Here is a 22,325-nt window from a genome sequence, read left to right on the forward strand (position 1 = left end):
AAATCAGCAATACCATACCCTTTCAAAGGGATGTTATTACCACTGGTGAAAATTGTTTTATGTAATTGTTATCATTTATTGGATTCATTTTGAATCCCCTCTGTTCATACACATTCATATAGGTTCATGAATGTTTTCCCTACTGACATATTACCCTTAATCCTATTATATTACAAGGAAATTCTTTACAATTATGGGGATTATTGGCATTTTATTGATACAACTTAAGAAAAATACCTCTAACTGTCACACAATATTCCATTTAAAGCATAATATCTAACATTCGTCCAAAAACAAGTTTTTGTTCACGATTCATTCATAACTCTGGTGTATAAACGTGATATAATAAAATTAAATAGTTCAATAGCAGTATATCATAGGTATTTATACTTATGTAGAGAGTGGGTATTATAATGGCGCATGGATTAATTACAAGGATTGAAGACAACTTCATGATTGTTATGACCGATCAAATGACAATCGACAAGCTCAAACCTAGGACTAATGTAAAAGTAGGCCAGCGTATAGAATTCACTAAACGAGATATCTATCGAGGCTTCCTATTGTTTAATTATAAAAGAGCCAGCTCCATGCTTGCTCTTATTCTTGTGCTTATACTTACCAGCATTGTGGCCTTGGGCCAAAATAACACGCGTGAGATCTATGCCGTTGTCTCTATTGATATTAATCCAAGTATAGAGCTTAATCTTGACCAATCCGGTATTGTTATTGGTTATAAGTCTTATAATGAAGATGGTCGGCAAATCCTTAACCGTTCTCTGCTTAATAAAGACTTAGAGGACGCATTGTCACAAATTATACTTTTGGCACAAGACAAAGCCTATTTGGTTGACCGTGATATGATTCTCCTATCTTCAACTGTTCTAAAACGTAGTGATACCAAACTTAATACAACTCAAGATCTTGTACTCGAAGAACAGATTGAATCTTATATGGTTGCAAATAGGGCAAAATACCAATTTGTCTATATCGAAGGTGTTGAACGTGCTGAAGATACAAAGTCTACTCGCTCTCTAGGTCGAGAAACACTAGATCCTCAGGCAAAAGACCATAATGACATTAACTTAAGTCGTGTTGAAGCTATTGTTGGTGATGCATTACCAAATGCAGATATGAACAATGAAAACCCTGTTAAAATCATCCTTCGTGATGATTCGACGACATATGACATCCTAACCCAGACAAGACCTCTTATAGTGTCCACAAGGCCAACGCCCAATGATATCCTTACTTTAGCACAAGGTTCTTTGATTTTTACCCGTTCAAATCATGATAATTTTTTCCTTGAAGAAATCAATTATATGAAGCGTTTGCCGCCTCAAGCCTCCAATAGAGCTTATGAAAACATCAATATGGAATCAGATTCAGATTCTGATTCAGAGGATAAAGCCGCTCCTAAACAAGAACAAGACAATAATGATCCTACTTCTTTACCAAGTCATGCAAATGATCAAGTTCAAGTTTCAAAGCCCGAGAGCACTGAACCTCCAGAGCAGGCAACTGAAAATGATCAATCTGCCTTACCACGTCAAGCAATTGACCAAGCTCAAGTCACAAGGCCTGAAAGCACCGAGCCTCCAGAGCAGGCGCCTGAAAAAGACCAATCTGCCTTGCCAAGTCAAGCAAGTGATGAAGCTCAAGTCGTAAGGCCCGAAAACAATAATGTTTCAAAGTCGGCACTGCCTGCTAGCAATACCTCCTCACCGCCAACACCACCAACTAATAAGCCTTCAACATCACCAAATCCAAATTCTAAGAGATAATAAGAACAACCATCATGTTTTTACGATAAGAGGATAAGGCTGTCTGCTTTATCCTTTTTCCTTCACAATATTATGACTTCTTAGTCTTGTTTTGTTTATTTTCTATGTTACAATAAGTTTATCGTTACGGCGTCAAGATAATTTTGACCCTATAACCCATTTTTCTTAAGATGGAGGCAAGCGGATGAATACAAAACAAAAGTACTTTCTAGGCATCACTGGTTCTATCGCGATTATCCTCTATATTCTTATATTGGTTCTTCATCAACCGCCTTTACTGGATCTTAGTGATGCTGAGATTCAATGGATTGAAGACCATTTGGCGGATGAACTCTACTTCTATGTGGATGACATCCGAAGTTTTGATGACAAAAAATTTATACAATCGTTTTCTAACCTTACAGATTTAAATTTGCTTTATTCAAAAGCCGATGTGGATTTTGTTATATCAGATAAGCCTTCTACCCTCTATTTCAAAGACCAAACCCAACTTGTTTTATCAAAACAACGTTTTTCCTACTATGCCAAAGAAAAGTCTTATCACCGCTTAGATGAGCTATCTCGTAAAAACATTGGTCTTATTTCTTCTGATTTACCTGTATTTTCATATGACCTAGAAGCCATGGGTCATATTGTAAGCATCTATGACGACTTAGAAAGTCTTCATGCTGCCTTAAATGATGGTCTCATTGATGGTTTTTTCCTTCAGTCCGACCATCCTCTACTGCTACTAGATAATCAGATTCATGCTGTTAATAACTTCATCTTAAAGCAAGCCATTGAAGATATTTTTATAGCAATCCCCAGTGAAGAGACGCCTCTTCCTAATATTCTTAGGAAAGCAATTCACCATCTAGAACGTACAGGTGATCTTGATGCCATTCTTAAAAATGATCTTTACGCTACTAGAAAATCACTCTTTAAGGCCATACTAAAAAAAGATGAGCTCGACTTTCTCTCAAGTAACCCTTCTATCTCCATTGGCATTAGCCTTGATAAGCCTTATGCCCTTCAAAAGGATGATAAACTATATGGTTCAACTGTTGGTATCATACAAGAGATTGAGCGCATTACAGGTCTAGAACTTCATCTTGTACTTGGTGAAAAAGATACTCTTGCAAAAGACTATTCAGTGCATGATGTTACTATGTTAACTTTTACCCACAAAGACATAGAAGATTTTTTTCCTTCACTGGCCTATATGGAGACGCCTTATGTCGTCGTAGGCTTGCCTGGTCGTTTAGACATTGATGATCTATATGGCCTAAGAGCCTATACCCTTGGTTTGTTGTTCGATAATGAATTGGATAGCGCATTGATGAAGGCTCTTAATAAAGGCCATATTAAATATGAAACAAGCTATGATAACTTGATCCAGCGTTTGCAAAATAGTAATGTTGATTACATCCTTCTTCCAAAGCATGTCCTTGATTATTATAGGCTCACAGAAAGTGAAGAAGCCTTATCGGCGATACATACCCTTGATGAGATGGCAACCCAGCATCTATATATCAACAATGCCTCTCCCCTACTTATGTCCATCATCAACAAAGCTATTCTCATCACTGATATAGATCATATTAATCGAATAAGCCTTCATTCTATCCCTAAAAAAGCGCAAAAGAATTATTATGGCTTGATGCTCTTAAGCGGGTTTATTATCCTTAATCTCATCTTTTTTGGAGGTTATTACATTCGCTATCTCATCAATAAATCAGAAAATGAAAGACTTACTTTCCTTTTTGCCAATGATCAACTCACCTACTTACCTAACAAATATGGCCTCACTTCCAAAACGGACAGTCTGATTGCTAAAGGTTATGAAGGCCAAATGTATTATATCAATATTGACAACTTCAAAGACATCAACGACCGACTAGGACAACAAATGGGTGATCAGGTAATTCTTGAATATGCTCAAGAATTGATGGCTATTCTTGACGAACATTTAATACTAGGCCGTATGACTGGCGCATCCTTTGTCTTAATTGCTTATGATAAAGCCTCTACGTCTGTGGAAGAACGTATTCGTCAGATTCGAAATATCACTGAAACTTATTGTGATTCCAACGTTGTCTTGCAACATTTCACAGCAAGTATTGCCGTCACAAAGTTTCCGGACCACGGCAATAGCTTTGAAGAACTCTATAAATATGCTGAACATACCATGGATTACATCCACAACTTCTTAAGTATCGATCAATTTTTAGTTTTTGAATTTGACATTTACAATGCTTATGTCAGAGAAAGAGAGTTGATAGAAGAGATTAAAAGAGGCTTGGTAAATGAAGAATTCATAGTATACGTACAACCTCAACTCATCCTCCCTGAAGAAAAGGTGGTTGGTGGTGAGGTCTTAGTAAGATGGCAACACCCTACAAGAGGGCTTGTCTTACCCAATGATTTTCTACCGGTTGCTGAAAGAAATGGTTTGATGAAGGAACTTGACCTCTTCATGATAAAGCGTACCTGTTCTGAGATTAAAAAATGGCAGGCACTTTACACCCATTTGGAAATATCTGTCAACATGACTTCCACAACTTTTACTGACAAAGCCATGATTCCGGCTCTACAACATATTCTAGAACGCTCAGGGATTGATCCCACATGGTTAACCATTGAAGTCACTGAGGATATGGGCTTTGAAAATCTGGAGCGCGCAAACGAAATCTTCCAAAGCCTTAAGGCACTTCAAGTAAAAATAGCACTTGATGATTTTGGTAAAGGCTATTCTTCTCTTGCTTACCTTGATAAGTTATCCTTCGATATTCTTAAGATTGATAAGACATTTATTGACAACATCCATATTCAAAAGAAATCCTATGAAATCTATAAGTTGATCACTCATTTAGCCGATGTCATGGGTATTAGTATCATAGCAGAAGGTGTTGAACACAAAGAACAAGCCGACTTATTAAACCAAACTGCTGGCACCATTGCCCAAGGGTATTATTTCAGTCGCCCCATTGATTTACAAGCCTTTAATCAATACCTTCTAGATTATAGTTAGTGCCTTATATCTTTACATGTAGTATAAAAGTCACTCTGGACTTTCTTCCATAGTGGCTCTTAACTTCTTCTTAAGTGACTCTAAGATACCTCTATAGGTACTTTCGCTTTCTTGCATCTTGTTATCATACATTTGGTCTTCTGCTTTTTTAAACACAGATTGCAAACTCTGATCTAAGTCAACTCTTTCTGAATGCCCAAGTGCCACTGACAGCTTAATCGGGTCCATCTCTGCTTCTTCACAAGCGATTTTTATCTTTTTACAAAGAGATTGTGCCATTTGTTCTGTACGATCTGGCATCAAGACAACAAACTCGTCCCCACCTATGCGGGCAACAATATCTTTCTCATCACAACTTGCTTTTAGTATTTCAGCTATTTTAATGAGCAGTCGATCCCCCATCTCGTGACCCAAGGTATCATTTGTAATTTTTAACCCATTTAGATCGGCTAATACCATAGATAATGGTATTTTTTTGATTTTTTCAAGATGAGCTAACTGCTCATTATAATATGCACGGTTAAACAAACCCGTCAACTCATCATGATAGGATTTGAATTTGATACGGGCTTCTGATTTTTTTCGTTCTTCTATTTCTTCTAAAAGTTGCTTTTTCGTTCTATATAGCTGCTCGTTTTTATTAATGAGTTCTTCAGTTTTTTCAAGAACGGCCTTTTTTAGTAGACGATTCCAGATTACAACTGTAATGATGATTATACCCAGTCCAATCAAGATGGTCCCAAGGACAATCCAAAAATATGGATTTTCTACAATGCTTTTTCTTTGAAGAGGCACCCATTTATTTAAGATGTCTTGTTTTTCATTTTCTGTGATTTGTGCAAGCCCTTTATTTAATATAGCGCTGAGCATGGGCCAATCGTTTCGCGTTGCAATGGATAGATTAGAGTCATAAGGGATTTCTGTATTGATTATTAGATTGGTCATCTTATCTTGTTCAATGCCTGCTGATGCGCTCATAACTTCTACAATAAATGCATCTGCTTCTCCAAATGCTACGAGCCTTAATCCATCTGATGTATTTGCCACCGTACGAAATTCAAGCTTAGGATGGTTCTTTTCTAGGTCTTCAACAATTGAGTATTCTTCGATGACCAATACATCCATACTTGAATTCGAAAGCTTTTCAAAAGTTAACTTTTCTGAGAAATTTTTACGCGTGATAATCACGTTTGGGTTCATAATATAAGGCACTGTAAAGTCTAAATACTTGCTCCGTTCAGGGGTTTTTGTAGCCGCTGTTATACCTGACACTTCTTTTAACCGTGCCGCTTCAATCAAGTCGCTCCACTGATCAAATTCAACCATTTCAAATTTTGTATTTAGCTTTACTTCTAATAGCTTGAAATAATCTGCTGAGATACCGACATAATCACTTGCTATCAAAAACTCAACTGGCGGATAATCCGTCGTATACCCTATACTGATCTGGCCTTCATGCTGGTCCAACCAAGCTTGTTCTTCTTCTGTCAAAAAAATAATGTCACTTTCTTTTTGACATGCAGACAATACCCCCATTAATCCTACTAAAAAAAATAGGAAAATTATTTTTTTCTGTTTTTTAATACGCCATTCCCCCTTCATAACTTCTTATCTATTCATCAAAGCCAAACCACTAAAGGCACTACTATTATATCAAGAACTTTATATACCTGAATATTCTATCATTTAAAACCGCATCTTTCAACGAAATCCATCACTTTCCTAAATTTATCTTTTTCATAATGTTTATTCTATCAATAATCTATGCTTCCTATTTTTTAGATTTTTATGCCAATAAGGATTAAAAGTCTGTGAATCGGCTTATTTTTAGTGCATTCTGTGGTAAAATAATTTTATAGATAAGCCTGTAATGATTATTATAAAATAGTTTGTGTTGTTGAGTCAGGTGCAAAATGTATACCGTTTTTATACTCTTAATTTAACGAAAGCCCTAGGTGAGCTTATGGTAGATGGTCGTCTCCTGTTAAAGCCCCAAGTTTTTGAGAAACATCAGTTAATTCTGCCTATTGACATTTTTTTCAAATCCTTAGCAAAAGACCAAGAAAAACATGCCATTGCTATCGTATTGTCCGGAACCGCTCGTCCTTGCCAAATACTTTAACCGTACCGAAGAAGGTTGTCAGATTAATGAGAAAATAAGAAAGCTTGTTATTTTTGCTAAGCATAACATTCTTAAGGACCCACCTTTTAGCAAACTAGATCTACTTGTTTGTCGGAACCTTTTCATCTACATAAAAAGTGAATATCAACAAAAAATCCTTAATAATTTCTATTATGCGTTTAATCGAGGTGGCTATCTTTTTCTTGGTAGCAATGAATCCTTAGGTGACATGAACGATGCTTTTGAGAAAATTGATACAAAATGGAAAATCTATCGTTTTCGAGATAGCTATCGTCCACAACTCGGCCTTGAAATGAATACCCATATTGAAACCAACTTATCATTACGTGGCAGTGATCAAGACAGTTACTCCATAAAAAGCCGGAAAAATCTATGGTTTGAACAGATGTTGGTTGAAGTCCTACGCCTAAATCTCCCGCCCTCTGTCATCGTAGATAACAAAGTGAATATACTCCATATCATTGAGGATGTTTCAGCCTTTTTCAGCTTACAAACCGGACGCTTCTCCAACAAGCTGTTGACCCTTATCAATAAGGAGCTAAGTCTCTATATCAATGATTTGCTTAGAAGATTGAAAAACGACCGTAAAACTGTCCGAATAGACAATATTCAATATGGTCAAAACGAAAAAAAACTAACTATTCAGGGTTTTCTTATCGAAATGCATGAAGAGGATTATTTGTTGATTAGTTTTAAATATGCGCAAGTCGAAAAAAACATCAAGTCAGTCACCATCAATATGAATCAGGAGAGTCAGGAACGGGTCAAGCAGTTGGAGCTAGAACGAGAAATTCATGATGACAAAGGCAATACTTATATCGCAAAGATGCGTCCTTTTCGAACAAGCAATTATGCCATAGATGGTATTATCCTGACGTTGGTTGATATCACGCAGCTTAAGCAGAGCCAAAATAAATTAGCTGCCTTTCAGGAGCGTCACAACAAGACCCAAACTATAAAATAGCTTAAGTCAATAACCAAAGTATTACGAATGTGAGGTGATTTTATGGACAGAATGAGAGAAAGGATTCTTGAGTATAATCATCTGTGCAAGAAATACATGCCTACCATAAACAAAGGCAGTAAGCTTCAAGATATGATTCACCACGAAAGTCAAGATACCCTCTATTTTCATATGCGAAAGTTAGAGAAAAAAGATTCTGAATTGGTGGACCAGATTATCTACCAGTTGGTGGACACAAGCGCTATTATCAGTGTACCTTAGCAGATATTACCGATGAAATCATTCAGAAAAAACGCATTGAATATATGAGTTTCCATGATACATTGACCGGACTTTATAAGCGACGTTATTTCAACGAGGAATTAAACCGAGTGGATCATAAAAAGCATCTTCCTGTGGCCAGATATGGCGGGGATGAATTCGCGGTCATCTTGAACAAGGTCGATAAAACCACGGTAGAAAGAGCCGATTCTTGATGTGTTAAAGCTGTCAGAAGACCGAATGTATCAGAAAAATTTACTTATGAATAAGAATCATCATCAGAATATAATTAAAGGGATCTTGTCTACTTTACATGAAAAACATACAAGGGAAGAACAACACGTTAAACGGGTTCGAGAACATATTATTGGTTTCACTTCTTTTCTGGATTATGACCACAGTCAACGGATTGCTTATGAAACAGCCGGACTTGTTCATGATATTGGGGAAATAGCCATCGAATATGCTATATTGGAATGAGCGTTATGACGGATTGGGTTACCCCCGTGGCATCGTCGGTGAAGCCATTCCTCTAGGGGCCCGCATCTTGAACTTATGTGATAGCTATGATGCTTTGATTGGCGATCGTCCCTACAAAGAGGCAATTCTACTTGATGAAGCCATCGCCGAAATAAGACGTTGTACCGGGTATCATACCTATTGCTGTGGCGAGAAAAAATCGCCATGGTTTCATGGTGCTAAGCCCTGCTGCATAACTTAAAAAGTCAAAGGATATAAAGGGTAATAACCTACCGATAAAGACAACCTTTGTACCGTGCTTTTGGCTGATTTCATCTACCTTTTCCATAAGGCTATTGCTTTGAACAAATTTCTTCACAAATTTTTCACCCAGCTGTCGCGCCAGATAAAAAGTGCCCATAGCACCCAGCATACCACCAATCCAAGATATGATAATTCCCCAAATGGTGCCAAAGACCAGTCCATTAGCTCCTGCAATTAAGAACGAGGGAATTGGCGCTATATAGGCCTGCAAAACCATCATCAATATACTTACAATGGGTGCCCCGATACCCCAGCTTTGAATCAATGTTACCAAATCGTCCACAGTACCATTGAATAAAATTTCAAAGATATTTTGAAGGCCATTTTTATAGCCATACGCTAAACTTGCTATGATGCCAACAATTCCTAGAGATATAATGACTTTCTTATGGTTTTTAATATATTCAATCATATTTAACACTCCTAATATCAGAATTCTATTTCTTCTTATATTAGATTATACCGACCAAATTTGTTTAAAATATGACCGAATAGGACCTTCATAAAATTTTTTGATAAAAGCACTCAGCAATTTCAATCACTCGATTGGCTTGTGTAATAGCCTTTTCATGATTATGAGTAACCATCATGGACTCAACACATTTAAGTATTTACCGTTTGATTTTATTTTCTGTATTATTTTTCAATTCACAGCAATTAATTCCGCCTTCACCATAGTTTGCTTTGTTTTGTTCAGCAATCTTATCTATAAATTTTTTCAAACTTCTCTTGATTTTATTTAACATACGATCACTCCATTTCTAATTCATATGGATTTTATTATAATGGGTTTTCTATAAGTTACTGTACTTCATTTTCATGTCCTTCAATAATCTCAATTAATTCACCATGCCAATCATGATACCAAACTTGACCGGTAAATCCATTAATACTCATCATGCCTACTGGTTTCTCATCTTTTTCAACATGGAAGGTGTAATAACCATAAAACGCATGATATGCTTCACCGAGCGTAAATTCATTATTGTTTTTCATAAGATAGGCCTCACCTATCGTATAGGCCTCTTCACTATTAATTTCATTGTCTTCTATAAAGTTGCTATTAATATAATCATCATCGTATGAATTGTCAAAGATTCCACGACCAGACATCATACCCAACCTATTACCAAATCTTTGGTTACCCATCATACTTCTTCCCATCATACCACCGTTATTATGCATACCATATTTTAAATTCCACATCATATTCGGTCCGTATTCAGGGAAAACTTCTTTCGTAAAAGGATTCACCAGCAACTCCATAGCACCTCTACCTGTACTTTCTTCAACAATAGAAAAATAATACTCACTATCTTCATAAATAAATATATCCGCTATAGCAAGACCATTATCATATCTATCAATATAATCTTCTACTTCTCCTTTTAACAGATCTAATTCAAACTTCTCACCATTGTTAACATCTTGATTGAAATCATTGACGCCACGCATCCTATAACCATTACTGAAGAAATCATCCCCGAAACTGATAGATTCTCCCACAATTGGGTCTATTCTACTATAATTACGTCCTTGAACATTGTCACTGTCTCTAGTTAGTACGTAGCCACCTATACCAATACTTAAAAACGTTATTCCGATAATTACTAATAATATATTCGTTTTTTTCATAATAACCTACTTTCTCTCAATTACATTTTTACGTTTTAAAAATTCTTCTTCTGTGATTTCACCATTAACGTATAATACTTTCAGTTTGTCAATTGCATCACTGCTTAAAGTCGTTTTAGACTTTTTTGATCCTACAATTGAAAAGATGATAATGATTATTCCAATTATGATTAAAAAATACCAAATACTAAAATAACCACCACCAAATCCAAAAGCACATCCGCCATTTCCTGACCATCCATTTCCATACATCATAATTATGACCTCCTTTTCTAAAGTTCTTTATAACTCTATTATCAAGGATAACTATGGCAGAAATATGATTATTGATTAAAATAGATGTTGGAAGTAGAAAGTAATAAAATACCGCCAAAGGTTTGAATACAATTGGCGGCATTCTATAACAAAAGACATTGATACTAATCGGACTTTAGCTTTTTTGAGAGCTGAATATATAATCTACGACTTACCATAAATATAATTGGAAAAAGTATAAGTAACTGAATAACAGGCAACCATCCGATAGGTGTTCCAGGTATTATAGGCATGGTATCCGAATTGTATCCCCATCGGCCTGTATGCAATGCATGAATTTCAAAATAAAAACTTAAAAATAATGCGTAAAAACCCATAATCATATAGTCATGTCTATGCCATCTTCCTATTAACCAATTCACATCCTTATTTATGAACATCAGCATCCAAAGCAGTAATATACTCATATTCATATCTCCAATTATGGCACTGATCATGAGTCTTGTATGGCCAGTCAGATCATCCGCAATATAAAAAAGTCCGCACTGACTATATTCCCAAATTAGTTGTATTATAAAGGCTACTAAGGCTACTACGAATGTTTGAATTATTAAATTTCTTATTGATTGTTTCATCATCTATCAAACTTCCTTTCCCTTATTGGATACAAGCATAATGCCACATGCTTTTTACTAGCCACTTATTCAATTGTACCATTCTTATATATAAACTTCATAATACTATAGTTTTCTTCCCACATTAAAATCTAAATTTATTAACTAGTTGATTTAGTTTTTCCGCATGAGTAAATTGTTCCCTAGCCGATTCAGATACACCTTTAATTGATGCTGTTGTAACTTCTATATTTTCGAGAATACCGTCTGTACTAATTGCTGATTGTTGTGCAGTTAATGCCACCGTCTCAATTGCTAAACTTGTTTGTTCTATTTCACTTAATATTGACCTGCTTCCATTTGAAATTTCTTCTGACATTGTCATTATAAATGCTGCATCTTCTTGATATTTCAATGCTGTCTCTAAGAAAAGTTCATAGTCAGGGTTAACATTTTTTTCGATAAAATTTAAAATGTCTTGTGCATTTATCGAAAGATTATAAAAAGCCTCATTAACTTGGGAAATCACAACCCTTATACTTGACACATTTTTTGATGACTGTTCTGCCAATTTTCTGATTTCATCTGCAACCACTGCAAATCCCTTGCCCATTTCCCCTGCTCTAGCAGATTCAATGGCTGCATTAAGTGCTAACAAATTGGTTTGACTAGATATATCTGCAATCGAATCAGCCATAATTCTAATGTTTTCAACAACTTTTCCAGATTCGATAGCTTCTAAAATATTTTTTTGTTTCTCACTAAACACTTTTTTTGTTACATCTATTGCATTGATACTTCTTTCTTTTATTTGTTTTGCTCGAATTTGTATTGTTTTTGATGCAGCATCCCCTTCTTTAGCTTTATCTGAAAGTTCTGTGGTATTAGAATTAATTTCTTCGACTGAAGCATTTACCTCTTCAGTGCTTGCACTTAATTCTTCATTACCCAAAGAGATTTCTTTTGTAGAACTCTGAATACTTAAGACTTTTTCAGATATTTCATCTATAGTATATGTTAATGACATACTAGAATCTTTAATATTAGAGGAACTCTTACTAATTGCTTCTATTAACTCCTTAGTGTTTTCACTTGCATTATTTAAAGCTTTAGCAAGCATACCTATTTCGTCATTTGTATCGATATTTATTTTTTTACTCAGATCGCCAACGCTCAGTGCATCTGCAAAATATAATATATTTTTTAGATTTTTTAATATATTTTTAGAAATTAAATAACCAAATAATACTGCCAAAAAAAAGCCAAAGGCAACAATTGTTACCATCAATTGAACAGAAATTCTAAATATTTTTTGATTTGTCTCACTTGCATTTTTAGCTTCTTCCATGTTTGACTCAATTAACATATTGATGCTATCAAATGTTTGTTGTCGTGCTTTCTCAACTTCTAATAATGCTATTTGAACCTCATCTGTTTTGTTTGCTTCCATTAACAGGATGAGTTTGCTTCTAGATATCATGTAATTTTTATGATACTTACTAAATGTAGTTAATAATTCACTTTCTTCATTTTCCATGTTAATCGTTTCAAAACTCTCAATCAACATCATATTCTTGTTACTTAATGATTCAATTTCTTTCTTTAATACTTCTTTCTTTTCTACTTCTGAATAACTCATCAGCAATATCAGATCCGAATGGATTTGCAAAAAATTTTCTTTTATTTTTCCAATTTCTCTTATATGCACAAGATTATCTTTATACATCGCTATCGAATTCATATTGACTTTATTAATCTGAATTAAGCTAATGAGACCAATTATTATTAATAGTATTGCTGATAAAGCAAACCCCATCATAAGTTTATGTGTGATTTTCATCTTTTTAAGCATCTTTTTTCCTCCATTAATTATATTAAGTCACTACATGTTTTATCCCAGTATAATTTTCATCACTTGACTTAACGTCAGAAAATATACTTAAAAAGGTATCTACTATTTTAGAATCAAATTGAGTATCCTTATTTCGTATCATCTCTTCAATTGCTCTTTCATGGCTAAGTCCCTGACGATATGGCCTATTTGAAGTCATTGCATCATAAGCATCGCTAACAGCAATGATTCTTGAATTAAGAGGAATATTTTCGCCTTTCAATCCATTAGGATATCCGAATCCATCGACTCGTTCATGATGATGTAAAATAGATGGTAAATCTTCTTTGATGAAATCTATAGTTTTTAGAATATTTACCGCAATTTCTGGATGATATTTAATTTGATTGTATTCAAAAGTATTGAGCTTTTCAACTTTATTAAGTATAGAATCAGGTACACCTAGTTTACCTACATCATGTAAAAGTGCAGCTATTTCTAATTCATAAAGTTTCTTTTCTGGTAGTTTCATCACCTTTCCAATAGCTTTTGAAATATACGAAACCCTTTCAGAATGACCAGCAGTATAAGGATCTCTTGCATCAATGGCTTTAGATAAAGCATTGATTGTATTCTTATATGACATGCTTAATTTTTTATACGCATGGTCTAATTCCTCATTTTGTTTTTCCAGCTTCATCTTTTGCTCGTCCATTTTTTTTGAGGTTTGACTTATAACTTTATATAATAATCCAAATAGAATAAATAATCCGAAAAATATTGATATTAAAATCAACTTATTTAGTTCAATTATGTGTGATTTTAACTCGACTTCGCTATAAAATGTGCTGAATAATTTATTCACATGTTGTATCAAAAAATATGAAAGCGTAATACCCATTATCAAAAACGCTATACTACTATAAAAAGTAAATGTTTTCATTAATGATTTTTTCTTCTTCATAAGCCACCAACCTGTTTTTTACTTTTTTAATATAATTAGGCTACATAACCTGGGCTAATATCTACTTTTCTGAGTCTTAAAGAGTTGTATACCACATTCAATGAACTTATAGCCATGGCAGCAGCGCCTAGCATTGGATGTAATAATCCAAGTGCGGCTACAGGGATAAACAATGCATTATAAAACCATGCCCAGAAATAGTTTTGCTTAATTTTTGTAAATATCGCTCTGGATAGTTTGATTGCTGATATTATGCCGCTAAGTTCTCCTCTAACCAGAGTGACATCTGCCGCTTCAATGGCAATATCTGTTCCGGTTCCAATAGCTATTCCAACATTAGCCTGTTTGAGGGCTGGCGCATCATTAATACCATCTCCTACCATTGCAACTGTTTTATACAGCTTTTGCAATTTAATTACTTCTTCAACCTTACCATCCGGTAAAACCTCAGCAATAACTTGGCTAATTCCCAACTTTTTCCCGATTGCTGCAGCTGTTCTTTTGTTATCTCCTGTAATCATAGCTGTCTTGATACCCATAGCTTCAAGAGCTCTTATAGCCTCTGCTGAATCTTCCTTTATTGGATCTGCTACCGCTATAATACCCAATAGTTGATTCCCTTTTGCAAGTAACATAGCCGTTTTTGCTTCTTCTTCCAATCTTATTAATGCTTGTTCATACTGATCATAAGAAATGTTGTTCTCAGACATCAGTTTTCTATTGCCTACAAGTATATTCTCACCATCTATTGTACCTTTTACACCCATACCAACGATTGCATTAAAATCAATGACATCACCTAATTTGATTTGATCTTTTTTTGCTTTTTCAACAATCGCATGGGCTAAAGGATGTTCAGAGCCATTTTCTATTGTTCCAGCATAGTATAATAATTCTTTTTCATCGACGTCATTTACGGTAATCAGGTCTGTTACTTCTGGTTTTCCTTTTGTAAGCGTTCCTGTCTTATCAAAGGCTATGGCTTTTATTTCTTTAAATGTTTGAATGGCTTCACCATTTCTAATAAGTATGCCATTTTCTGCACCCATTCCACTTCCTACCATTAATGCTGTAGGTGTTCCCAATCCTAAAGCACATGGGCAAGAGATTACCAATACGGCAGTCGATGTTATAAATGCTAAAGTAAGTGGTGAAAGATCAGGATTAACCCATGGCAGGAATGATGCGCCCCAATTAATAATACCTAAGTGAAACTCAGGGAAAAGGTTAAAGGAAGTAAAAGTACCAAAAGTAATGATAATGATCGCCGGAACAAAATAGCCTGTAATACGATCTGCAAATTCTTGAATCGGAACTTTTGATCCTTGACATTCTTCCATCATTTTGACAACTTGAGATAAAAATGTATCTTTTCCAACTTTAGTTACTTCCACTTTTAATAAGCCTTGCTTGTTTATTGTTGCACCTATGACTTCATCATTTTTTTGACGTTTTACAGGCATGGATTCTCCTGTAGCCATTGATTCATCCAGCAAACCATGACCATCAACAATAATACCATCCGTAGGAACCTTTTCACCAGGACGTATCACCATAAGATCCCCTACTTGCAAGTCTCTAGTTGGAATTTCAATTTCTTCACCGTCAACAATGATTTTTGCAGTCTTGGCACCCATTTGTAGTAATTTTTTTATAGCTTGAGAAGCTCTACCTTTAGCACGTGCCTCCAAATATTTACCTACTAAATGAAATGTCATAATGGTTGTTGCCATTTCTATAAACGCTTGTATAGGAAAAAATAGTCCAAGCAAACCTATCAGATACGGTGGAAGTGAACCTAATGTTACTAAAACATCCATATTTGGACTTTTATTTCTTAGTGCCTTCCAGCTTCCAACATGAACATGTAAACCGGTTCCAAATATAATCGGAAGCCCTAAGACGGCAATAATCGGCAAGTAACCCGGAATAGGATATACAAACATATGAATCATCATAAGGCCCATAATAGCACCTGTGAAAATACTTGATATCATCATAGTTTTTTTTGCTTGATTCATTTTTAATTCATCTTCATCAATACCATCATTTTCTTCTTCATCAAGATTGAGTTCATACCCAAGTGAAGCCACCTTCTTCTGAAGATCTATAAGCCTTACTTTTATAGGTTCATATTCAATGGTTAACTTTTCAACTGCAAAGTTAACATTAGCACTTATAACACCGTCTACAATATTTAACGATTTTTCTATACTACTTGCACAAGCTGTACAACTCATACCTTTGACTCTTAATGATATTTTTTGTGTGTCTTTTTCCTCCTCTAATATTGCTTTATATCCCAGATTATCTACTGTTGTTAGAATCGTCTTAATGTCGACTATTTGATCATCATACTCTACATGACCTTTTTCAGTAGCAATACTTATATTCGCACTTACTATGCCTTTTAAAGCATTTAATTTTTTTTCAATATTGTTCGAGCAACTACTGCAAGACATGCCATCCACTTTGAATCCAACTTGTTTTGTATTATTTATTTTTGACATTTTGGGTCTCCTTTCGAATTGTGTTGTTAACATCATAGTTGTAATTATTTTTATTTATTTCGTTAGTTTCTTAATCGTTTTTAATATTTCATCTACAGCACCAGAATCACCCTGTTGTAACTGATCAATAACACAATTTTTAATATGGCTCTCTAATAAAATAATTTGAACAGAATGAAGTGCAGATCGTGAAGCTTCTATTTGGTTAATAATATCATCGCAATATGCTTCTTGCTCAATCATATTTTTTATGCCACGTATCTGACCCTCTATTTTACTTAACCTGTCCATAACAGACTTTTGACTTTTTATTGATTTTTCTGTTGGTACCTTTTGATTGATGTGGGACTGTTCCATAACAACACCTCCTTTAATTCAATATACCATACCCCTGTAGGGTATGTAAAGTCGATGTTTTTATTCGGTATTTACTAACTCTTTATTTTTCAAAAATCCATTAAAAATCCACACAAGATATGTATGATGGAATAAAACATTAACTTTGGAGGTTATGATGAAAAAAACAAACAAGCAATCGAACAAAAGAAATTGGCTATATCTGAGTTCTGGACTAATTGCAATCCTATTGGTTGTAGCACTCACTTTGGCAACTGGCAAAGATCCAGTACCTGAAGTCTTAGTATCAAACACTGCAGGCGAACTCATTATTGACAAAGCAGACATCACGAAAACCGCTTCTTTTTACCCTTACGAATCCAATGGTACTTATATGGAAATCATCGCAGTAAGAGCTAATGATGATAGTGTACGTACAGCACTTAATACTTGTCAAGTTTGTTATAACTCTGGTAGAGGGTATTATGAACAACTTGGCAATGTTCTTATCTGTAACAATTGTGGAAATCAATTTACAATCGACCAAATTGAGCTCATAAAAGGTGGTTGTAACCCGGTTCCTATCGTTGAAAATATGAAGACGGAAAATGATACCACCATCGCTATTAACCCTGAATCCCTAGCAGCTTTTGAACCTCTTTTTGCAAACTGGAAGAGATAATTATGAAAAAAAAGTTACATATAGAAGGTATGACATGTACCCAATGTGAAAAGAAAATTACTGAAGCGATTTACCAAAACTCAGGAATAATTGATATAAAAGCAAAGGCTTCAAAAAATCTGGTTCATCTAGAATATGACGATTCAATCATAAACTTAGAAAAGATCATTACAGATATTGAAAGTTCGGGTTATTATGTATCGGCCAATCGTGTTGATTCAAAAAGAACTAATTTACTAATCATTATTGTCCTTACTGTCTTAGGTTTTCTGGTTCTCAAATATGGTAATAACATTTCATTTGACTTTTTGCCTAATATTCGTCAACATATGGGCTATGGTGCTCTATTTATTGTAGGGCTCTTAACATCTGTTCATTGTATCGCTATGTGCGGTGGCATCAATATCAGTCAGTGTAATAAATATCGAGAAGCTGGCACTTTTGAACCAAGCCTCTTATATAACCTTGGACGTATCACTTCATACACAATCATCGGTGGTGTTATCGGAGGTGTAGGGTCTGTTTTAAGCTTTAGCGGACAAGCTAGAGGTTATGTGACTTTATTTGTTAGTTTCATAATGGTATTAATGGCAATACGCATGCTCAAGCTTTTTGATCTTCAATTACCGAAACTTAAGCTCCCAAAATCATTACAAAAGGCTTTATTTAAGATGTCTAAAAAAGGTCCTTTTTTTGTTGGACTGGCTAATGGCTTCATGCCCTGTGGTCCTTTACAATCTATGCAATTATATGCCCTTGGAACTGGTAGTATTGTAAGAGGCGCTTTATCTATGTTTTATTTTAGCCTTGGCACCTTCCCGTTAATGTTCAGTCTAGGCTTTATAAGTTCACTACTGAATCACAAATTCTCAAAAAACATTATGAAGTACAGTGGTGTTTTAATCTTTGTACTAGGCTTTACTATGTTTACTCGAGGTGCTGCGCTTGCTGGTATACTATTGCCTTTTCAATACAATGGTAATCAAGTCTTATCAACGGTTATTAATAAGGACCTTCAGGAGGTACGCGTCAATCTTACAAGAAACAGTTATGCACCTATCCAGGTAATAAAAGATATTCCTGTACGTTTTATAATCTATGCTGATGCAGATACTATTAACGGTTGTAATAATCCAATCACCATTCCATCGCTCGGCACAGAATATACTTTGGCGCCCGGAGAAAACATCATCTATTTCACACCCAGAGAAACCGGCAAGATGGCTTATACTTGTTGGATGGGTATGATATCCAGTTATATCGAGGTTATTGAAGAGTAAGGCAAGATAAACTATAATATGTTTAAGGAGGTGGCTTATGCATACAAAGAATATACTCGTGGTTGAAGATGAACCTAAGATTTTAGAGTTTATCAGTTCTTATATCAGAAACTCAGGATATAATCCTATCATTGCGGAAAATGGTCAGAAAGCGCTCCACCTTTTTAGCAATGGTTCTATCGACTTAATCCTCCTTGATTTGATGCTTCCTGACTTATCCGGCGAAGAAATCTGTAAAGCTATCCGAGAGAAATCTAGTGTTCCAATCATTATGATTACCGCAAAGACAGATGAAGATAGTATTATTGTCGGTCTTAATATGGGCGCTGATGATTATATCACCAAACCTTTTAGCCCAAGACAGCTTGTAGCACGCATCAACGCATTGTTTCGAAGGTCCGATTTGATTAATAACTCAGAACCACAAACAACCGGACCTTTTAAAGTTAATGATATTGATTACACCGTGTTGCTCAATGGTCAAAATCTATTATTAACCGCAACAGAATATCAGTTATTCACAGTCTTACTTGGGAGACCAACTAAGGTATTTACAAGAGATGAACTCGCATCCATAGCCTTTACAAAATATTATGAAGGCTATAATAGAAGTATTGATTCACATATTAAAAATATCAGAAGTAAAATATCCAATTATACAACAGGCAACTATATAAGGACCATACGAGGTATAGGTTATCAGTATTGTGACCAAGAAGGTTGTGAATAGATGAATCTCAAATTACGTAATAAACTTATTCTTTCCTATGTACTGTTAGCTATGATGATAATTGGCATCATTAGCCTACTTATTAATTTTAGTGTGCGGAAAAATTTTGAAAATTACATAATAGATGAACATGAGCAACGCGTAACGGATATTAGAAATAATATCCGTTATTCCTATATCCAAAATAATGGCTTTAATATTAAGGATATTGAACACATCGGTATTAAAGCCATTGAAAAAGGTCTGATTATTACTGTTAATAATGCCGACTTATCACCTCTATGGTCCGCCATGGAACACAATGCCGGTCTATGTGAAGCTATGATTTCTAATGTACGGAAAAATATGTTTAACTATTATAGTCGCTGGGAAGGCAATTACACGGAGGATTCATTTGATATTATTGCCAACGATACTATTGTTGGCACACTAAATGTGGGCTACTTAGGCCCTTTCTATTTTAATGATGAAGCTTTATATTTTCTTACATCCATAAATCGTGTTTTTATTTATGTGAGCATCTTTTCAATGTTCTTTGCTATTTCAATAGGCACAATCATAGCAAATGGTGTGACAAAACCAATTGAGACCGTCATTCATCATCTTAATAATATGCATGATACTACCATCTCTGAAGCACCCAATAACTTTATTAAAACCCTTGAGCTAAAAGCATTATATGATAGTGCCCAAACTTTACAAAAGCGCATCGATGAACAAGAAAAACTTCGTAAACAATTAACGCAGGACATGGCTCATGAATTAAAAACGCCCCTTACATCTATACAGGGTCAAATGGAAGCCATGATTGACGGAATATTTCCGATGGATACAGAACGCATAGGAAGCTGTTTTGAAGAAATTATTCGAATTAAGACATTGATCAGTGAAATTGAGTCACTTTCCTTATTAGAAAACAGTTATACCGAATTGAACTTAGATTATTTCGATTTTTTTAAGCTTATTACAGTCGTTGCACAAAACTTTGAAACCGATTTGATCGAACATCAGATGACCATGAATATTACTCTAGGCGATCATTACAATCCTAAAAGTTATGAACATTTCTATGGTGATGCCGATAAAATAAAACAGGTTTTTATTAACCTCTTATCGAACTCTATCAAATATGCAGGTGATGGCACACAAATAAGTATTATATTAAACAACTATAATCATGGTGATTATCTTATTCAGTTTAAAGACAATGGTCGAGGCATACAAGAAAAAGATGCGCCTTTTATATTCGAACGCTTTTATAGAGCTGATCCATCACGTTCGGGAAATAATGGCATTGGTATTGGATTAACTTTAACTCAGTCCATCATCCAAAAACACATGGGCAAAATAGAGCTTGTTAATACAGAAGGTGTTGGTACTGAATTTAACATCACGTTCCCACGAACTCTATCGCAGAAACAAAATACCAATAGAAAGTAGTTATTAGCTATATATCCATAATCTCTACATCCATGCTTTTATAAGATTATTTATTCGTACCTTAAGTAAATATAAGCAATACAGAGGCATATTATATATGCTTATTTTATATATGCTTATATCATGTTTACTATATAGTATAAGATCGGCACAACTATTATTAATAAGCCTGTAGAAAATAACCAACTTGAATTCGCCAGATCCACATCCAGCCCATAAATCTGTGGTGGGATGAGGGAATTAAAAGCCGGTGGCATGGCCGATAGTACGATTACCACTTTAAACAATAAGCCGTCATTAATATCTCTAAGTCCCATAAGATAAGCTATCGATACGATGACGATGGGCATGATGATGAATTTTATTGAAGCGATTGCCATGCATTCTTTTAGATAGCTGCCTATGGCGCGTATTTTCATATAAAAACCAACAGAAGTTATTAAAAAGATAGAAGATAAAGGAATTAAGATCTCATTAATATTCTGGTAGATGGCGGGTCTTACATAGCCGGATACATTTAGTAGCAAGCCTACTGTAATGCTAATAAAATACACATAGATAAAAGGATCTGTAATGATTCTAAGAAACGGGTTTTTGGTTTTGATATTTAAGTCCTGTTCGCCATGTAGCTTTGCTATGGGGTAACCTACCATAAAATACAAAATCTCTTCAAACATCTTATACATGGAAACAAAGGCATAACTGAGTTCGCCAAAAAAAGTGAAACAAATAAGTCCACCAAAGTTACCGAGGTTGGTAAAGGAGCTTGAAACAAACATAGAACCTGTTTGCTTTCTTCCATGTTTCATCTGTTTGGATACCACAAATCCTAGTATCCCACCTATAGTTATGGCAATTACACCTAATATGGGAAGGGCTATAAATCGAATGTTGGTGATCTGAACACCCCAAAAGGCGCCAAGGGTGATAATTGGGTTAATGCCCAGGATTGCGAATTTTTGAATGAATCTAATATATTGTTCAACCGGTACGGAGGCTTTTATAGATTCTGTGTCCACTCTTTTTCTAATACCTTGTCCTAATAATAGGCCACAGAATATCAGACCTATTGAATAAATGAATTTCATCATGTCTTTTCTCCT

General features: G+C 35.0%; 23 protein-coding genes. 12 read left to right on the top strand and 11 right to left on the bottom strand.

Features of this window, described 5'->3' with window-relative positions:
- Nucleotides 1–413 precede the first annotated feature (413 nt).
- Together AC6F8J_RS05760 and AC6F8J_RS05765 are read left to right on the top strand one after the other, a co-directional pair.
- Nucleotides 414–1,784: an anti-sigma-I factor RsgI family protein gene (locus tag AC6F8J_RS05760; protein ID WP_500721697.1), complete on the top strand. Its 1,371-nt coding sequence runs from the start codon at nucleotides 414–416 to the stop codon at nucleotides 1,782–1,784.
- A gap of 184 nt (nucleotides 1,785–1,968) precedes the next feature.
- Nucleotides 1,969–4,794, top strand: coding sequence for an EAL domain-containing protein (locus AC6F8J_RS05765; protein ID WP_500721699.1), 2,826 nt, complete (start codon nucleotides 1,969–1,971; stop codon nucleotides 4,792–4,794).
- Between the two features lie 30 nt (nucleotides 4,795–4,824).
- Here AC6F8J_RS05765 and AC6F8J_RS05770 read toward each other — a convergent pair whose 3' ends face one another.
- Complete coding sequence (locus tag AC6F8J_RS05770; protein WP_500721700.1) at nucleotides 4,825–6,396, bottom strand: diguanylate cyclase domain-containing protein; 1,572 nt, start codon at nucleotides 6,394–6,396, stop codon at nucleotides 4,825–4,827.
- A gap of 361 nt (nucleotides 6,397–6,757) precedes the next feature.
- Between AC6F8J_RS05770 and AC6F8J_RS05775 the strand changes: the two genes are divergently transcribed.
- Genes AC6F8J_RS05775 through AC6F8J_RS05800 form a run of 6 tightly spaced genes read left to right on the top strand, consistent with a single transcriptional unit; the run spans nucleotide 6,758 to nucleotide 8,883 of the window.
- Entirely contained in the window at nucleotides 6,758–6,916 is a 159-nt protein-coding gene (locus AC6F8J_RS05775) for a chemotaxis protein CheB (RefSeq protein WP_500721702.1), read from the top strand.
- A complete protein-coding gene (locus tag AC6F8J_RS05780; RefSeq protein WP_500721704.1) occupies nucleotides 6,864–7,901 on the top strand; it encodes a CheR family methyltransferase in 1,038 nt (345 codons plus the stop codon). Before AC6F8J_RS05775 ends, AC6F8J_RS05780 begins: the two co-directional genes overlap by 53 nt.
- A gap of 42 nt (nucleotides 7,902–7,943) precedes the next feature.
- Nucleotides 7,944–8,162, top strand: a complete 219-nt coding sequence (locus tag AC6F8J_RS05785) for a hypothetical protein (RefSeq protein WP_500721705.1) — start codon at nucleotides 7,944–7,946, stop codon at nucleotides 8,160–8,162.
- A 44-nt stretch (nucleotides 8,163–8,206) separates the two neighbouring features.
- Nucleotides 8,207–8,377: a hypothetical protein gene (locus AC6F8J_RS05790; protein WP_500721706.1), complete on the top strand. Its 171-nt coding sequence runs from the start codon at nucleotides 8,207–8,209 to the stop codon at nucleotides 8,375–8,377.
- A 46-nt stretch (nucleotides 8,378–8,423) separates the two neighbouring features.
- The gene (locus AC6F8J_RS05795) at nucleotides 8,424–8,642 is read left to right on the top strand and encodes a hypothetical protein (RefSeq protein WP_500721708.1); all 219 of its coding nucleotides are present in this window, start codon (nucleotides 8,424–8,426) and stop codon (nucleotides 8,640–8,642) included.
- The gene (locus tag AC6F8J_RS05800; protein WP_500721710.1) at nucleotides 8,626–8,883 is read left to right on the top strand and encodes an HD domain-containing phosphohydrolase; all 258 of its coding nucleotides are present in this window, start codon (nucleotides 8,626–8,628) and stop codon (nucleotides 8,881–8,883) included. Before AC6F8J_RS05795 ends, AC6F8J_RS05800 begins: the two co-directional genes overlap by 17 nt.
- Here AC6F8J_RS05800 and AC6F8J_RS05805 read toward each other — a convergent pair.
- The 9 genes from AC6F8J_RS05805 to AC6F8J_RS05845 form a co-directional block, all read right to left on the bottom strand.
- Nucleotides 8,770–9,357 carry a VTT domain-containing protein gene (locus tag AC6F8J_RS05805; RefSeq protein ID WP_500721711.1) on the bottom strand — a complete coding sequence of 196 codons (588 nt, stop codon included), beginning with the start codon at nucleotides 9,355–9,357 and terminating at the stop codon, nucleotides 8,770–8,772. The genes AC6F8J_RS05800 and AC6F8J_RS05805 overlap by 114 nt on opposite strands.
- Nucleotides 9,358–9,556: 199 nt before the next feature.
- Nucleotides 9,557–9,691 carry an LDCC motif putative metal-binding protein gene (locus AC6F8J_RS05810; protein ID WP_500721712.1) on the bottom strand — a complete coding sequence of 45 codons (135 nt, stop codon included), beginning with the start codon at nucleotides 9,689–9,691 and terminating at the stop codon, nucleotides 9,557–9,559.
- A 55-nt stretch (nucleotides 9,692–9,746) separates the two neighbouring features.
- A complete protein-coding gene (locus AC6F8J_RS05815; RefSeq protein WP_500721714.1) occupies nucleotides 9,747–10,580 on the bottom strand; it encodes a hypothetical protein in 834 nt (277 codons plus the stop codon).
- A 6-nt stretch (nucleotides 10,581–10,586) separates the two neighbouring features.
- Nucleotides 10,587–10,835 (bottom strand): SHOCT domain-containing protein, encoded by a 249-nt coding sequence (locus AC6F8J_RS05820; RefSeq protein WP_500721715.1) that lies wholly within the window; start codon nucleotides 10,833–10,835, stop codon nucleotides 10,587–10,589.
- Between the two features lie 164 nt (nucleotides 10,836–10,999).
- The gene (locus AC6F8J_RS05825) at nucleotides 11,000–11,473 is read right to left on the bottom strand and encodes a hypothetical protein (protein WP_500721717.1); all 474 of its coding nucleotides are present in this window, start codon (nucleotides 11,471–11,473) and stop codon (nucleotides 11,000–11,002) included.
- Nucleotides 11,474–11,594: 121 nt separating this feature from the next.
- Entirely contained in the window at nucleotides 11,595–13,301 is a 1,707-nt protein-coding gene (locus AC6F8J_RS05830) for an MCP four helix bundle domain-containing protein (RefSeq protein ID WP_500721718.1), read from the bottom strand.
- Between the two features lie 22 nt (nucleotides 13,302–13,323).
- Entirely contained in the window at nucleotides 13,324–14,244 is a 921-nt protein-coding gene (locus tag AC6F8J_RS05835; RefSeq protein WP_500721720.1) for an HD domain-containing phosphohydrolase, read from the bottom strand.
- A 35-nt stretch (nucleotides 14,245–14,279) separates the two neighbouring features.
- Nucleotides 14,280–16,754 carry a heavy metal translocating P-type ATPase gene (locus AC6F8J_RS05840; protein WP_500721722.1) on the bottom strand — a complete coding sequence of 825 codons (2,475 nt, stop codon included), beginning with the start codon at nucleotides 16,752–16,754 and terminating at the stop codon, nucleotides 14,280–14,282.
- A gap of 54 nt (nucleotides 16,755–16,808) precedes the next feature.
- Nucleotides 16,809–17,111, bottom strand: coding sequence for a metal-sensing transcriptional repressor (locus AC6F8J_RS05845; RefSeq protein ID WP_500721724.1), 303 nt, complete (start codon nucleotides 17,109–17,111; stop codon nucleotides 16,809–16,811).
- 157 nt (nucleotides 17,112–17,268) lie between these two features.
- On the opposite strand from AC6F8J_RS05845, the gene AC6F8J_RS05850 reads away from it, so the two are divergent.
- From AC6F8J_RS05850 to AC6F8J_RS05865, 4 genes are read left to right on the top strand one after another with little or no spacing between them, the layout of a single operon-like run.
- Nucleotides 17,269–17,772 carry a Fe-S-containing protein gene (locus tag AC6F8J_RS05850; protein ID WP_500721725.1) on the top strand — a complete coding sequence of 168 codons (504 nt, stop codon included), beginning with the start codon at nucleotides 17,269–17,271 and terminating at the stop codon, nucleotides 17,770–17,772.
- A gap of 2 nt (nucleotides 17,773–17,774) precedes the next feature.
- On the top strand, nucleotides 17,775–19,052 hold the full coding sequence (locus AC6F8J_RS05855; RefSeq protein ID WP_500721727.1) for an urease accessory protein UreH domain-containing protein: 1,278 nt from the start codon (nucleotides 17,775–17,777) through the stop codon (nucleotides 19,050–19,052).
- A 37-nt stretch (nucleotides 19,053–19,089) separates the two neighbouring features.
- The gene (locus AC6F8J_RS05860; RefSeq protein ID WP_500721729.1) at nucleotides 19,090–19,782 is read left to right on the top strand and encodes a response regulator; all 693 of its coding nucleotides are present in this window, start codon (nucleotides 19,090–19,092) and stop codon (nucleotides 19,780–19,782) included.
- The gene (locus tag AC6F8J_RS05865; protein ID WP_500721731.1) at nucleotides 19,783–21,222 is read left to right on the top strand and encodes an ATP-binding protein; all 1,440 of its coding nucleotides are present in this window, start codon (nucleotides 19,783–19,785) and stop codon (nucleotides 21,220–21,222) included.
- Between the two features lie 116 nt (nucleotides 21,223–21,338).
- Here the strand turns inward: AC6F8J_RS05865 and AC6F8J_RS05870 are convergent, their stop codons facing one another.
- A complete protein-coding gene (locus AC6F8J_RS05870; RefSeq protein ID WP_500721732.1) occupies nucleotides 21,339–22,313 on the bottom strand; it encodes an AEC family transporter in 975 nt (324 codons plus the stop codon).
- Nucleotides 22,314–22,325: the final 12 nt, after the last annotated feature.

It is taken from the genome of Petrocella sp. (assembly GCF_059865615.1).

Bases quoted from the DNA above. Each gene is read 5' to 3' on its own strand.
- AC6F8J_RS05760 (WP_500721697.1), top strand. From the start codon at position 414: ATGGCGCATGGATTAATTACAAGGATTGAAGACAACTTCATGATTGTT.
- AC6F8J_RS05765 (WP_500721699.1), top strand. From the start codon at position 1,969: ATGAATACAAAACAAAAGTACTTTCTAGGCATCACTGGTTCTATCGCG.
- AC6F8J_RS05770 (WP_500721700.1), bottom strand. From the start codon at position 6,396: ATGAAGGGGGAATGGCGTATTAAAAAACAGAAAAAAATAATTTTCCTA.
- AC6F8J_RS05775 (WP_500721702.1), top strand. From the start codon at position 6,758: ATGGTAGATGGTCGTCTCCTGTTAAAGCCCCAAGTTTTTGAGAAACAT.
- AC6F8J_RS05780 (WP_500721704.1), top strand. From the start codon at position 6,864: ATGCCATTGCTATCGTATTGTCCGGAACCGCTCGTCCTTGCCAAATAC.
- AC6F8J_RS05785 (WP_500721705.1), top strand. From the start codon at position 7,944: ATGGACAGAATGAGAGAAAGGATTCTTGAGTATAATCATCTGTGCAAG.
- AC6F8J_RS05790 (WP_500721706.1), top strand. From the start codon at position 8,207: ATGAGTTTCCATGATACATTGACCGGACTTTATAAGCGACGTTATTTC.
- AC6F8J_RS05795 (WP_500721708.1), top strand. From the start codon at position 8,424: ATGAATAAGAATCATCATCAGAATATAATTAAAGGGATCTTGTCTACT.
- AC6F8J_RS05800 (WP_500721710.1), top strand. From the start codon at position 8,626: ATGCTATATTGGAATGAGCGTTATGACGGATTGGGTTACCCCCGTGGC.
- AC6F8J_RS05805 (WP_500721711.1), bottom strand. From the start codon at position 9,357: ATGATTGAATATATTAAAAACCATAAGAAAGTCATTATATCTCTAGGA.
- AC6F8J_RS05810 (WP_500721712.1), bottom strand. From the start codon at position 9,691: ATGTTAAATAAAATCAAGAGAAGTTTGAAAAAATTTATAGATAAGATT.
- AC6F8J_RS05815 (WP_500721714.1), bottom strand. From the start codon at position 10,580: ATGAAAAAAACGAATATATTATTAGTAATTATCGGAATAACGTTTTTA.
- AC6F8J_RS05820 (WP_500721715.1), bottom strand. From the start codon at position 10,835: ATGATGTATGGAAATGGATGGTCAGGAAATGGCGGATGTGCTTTTGGA.
- AC6F8J_RS05825 (WP_500721717.1), bottom strand. From the start codon at position 11,473: ATGATGAAACAATCAATAAGAAATTTAATAATTCAAACATTCGTAGTA.
- AC6F8J_RS05830 (WP_500721718.1), bottom strand. From the start codon at position 13,301: ATGCTTAAAAAGATGAAAATCACACATAAACTTATGATGGGGTTTGCT.
- AC6F8J_RS05835 (WP_500721720.1), bottom strand. From the start codon at position 14,244: ATGAAGAAGAAAAAATCATTAATGAAAACATTTACTTTTTATAGTAGT.
- AC6F8J_RS05840 (WP_500721722.1), bottom strand. From the start codon at position 16,754: ATGTCAAAAATAAATAATACAAAACAAGTTGGATTCAAAGTGGATGGC.
- AC6F8J_RS05845 (WP_500721724.1), bottom strand. From the start codon at position 17,111: ATGGAACAGTCCCACATCAATCAAAAGGTACCAACAGAAAAATCAATA.
- AC6F8J_RS05850 (WP_500721725.1), top strand. From the start codon at position 17,269: ATGAAAAAAACAAACAAGCAATCGAACAAAAGAAATTGGCTATATCTG.
- AC6F8J_RS05855 (WP_500721727.1), top strand. From the start codon at position 17,775: ATGAAAAAAAAGTTACATATAGAAGGTATGACATGTACCCAATGTGAA.
- AC6F8J_RS05860 (WP_500721729.1), top strand. From the start codon at position 19,090: ATGCATACAAAGAATATACTCGTGGTTGAAGATGAACCTAAGATTTTA.
- AC6F8J_RS05865 (WP_500721731.1), top strand. From the start codon at position 19,783: ATGAATCTCAAATTACGTAATAAACTTATTCTTTCCTATGTACTGTTA.
- AC6F8J_RS05870 (WP_500721732.1), bottom strand. From the start codon at position 22,313: ATGATGAAATTCATTTATTCAATAGGTCTGATATTCTGTGGCCTATTA.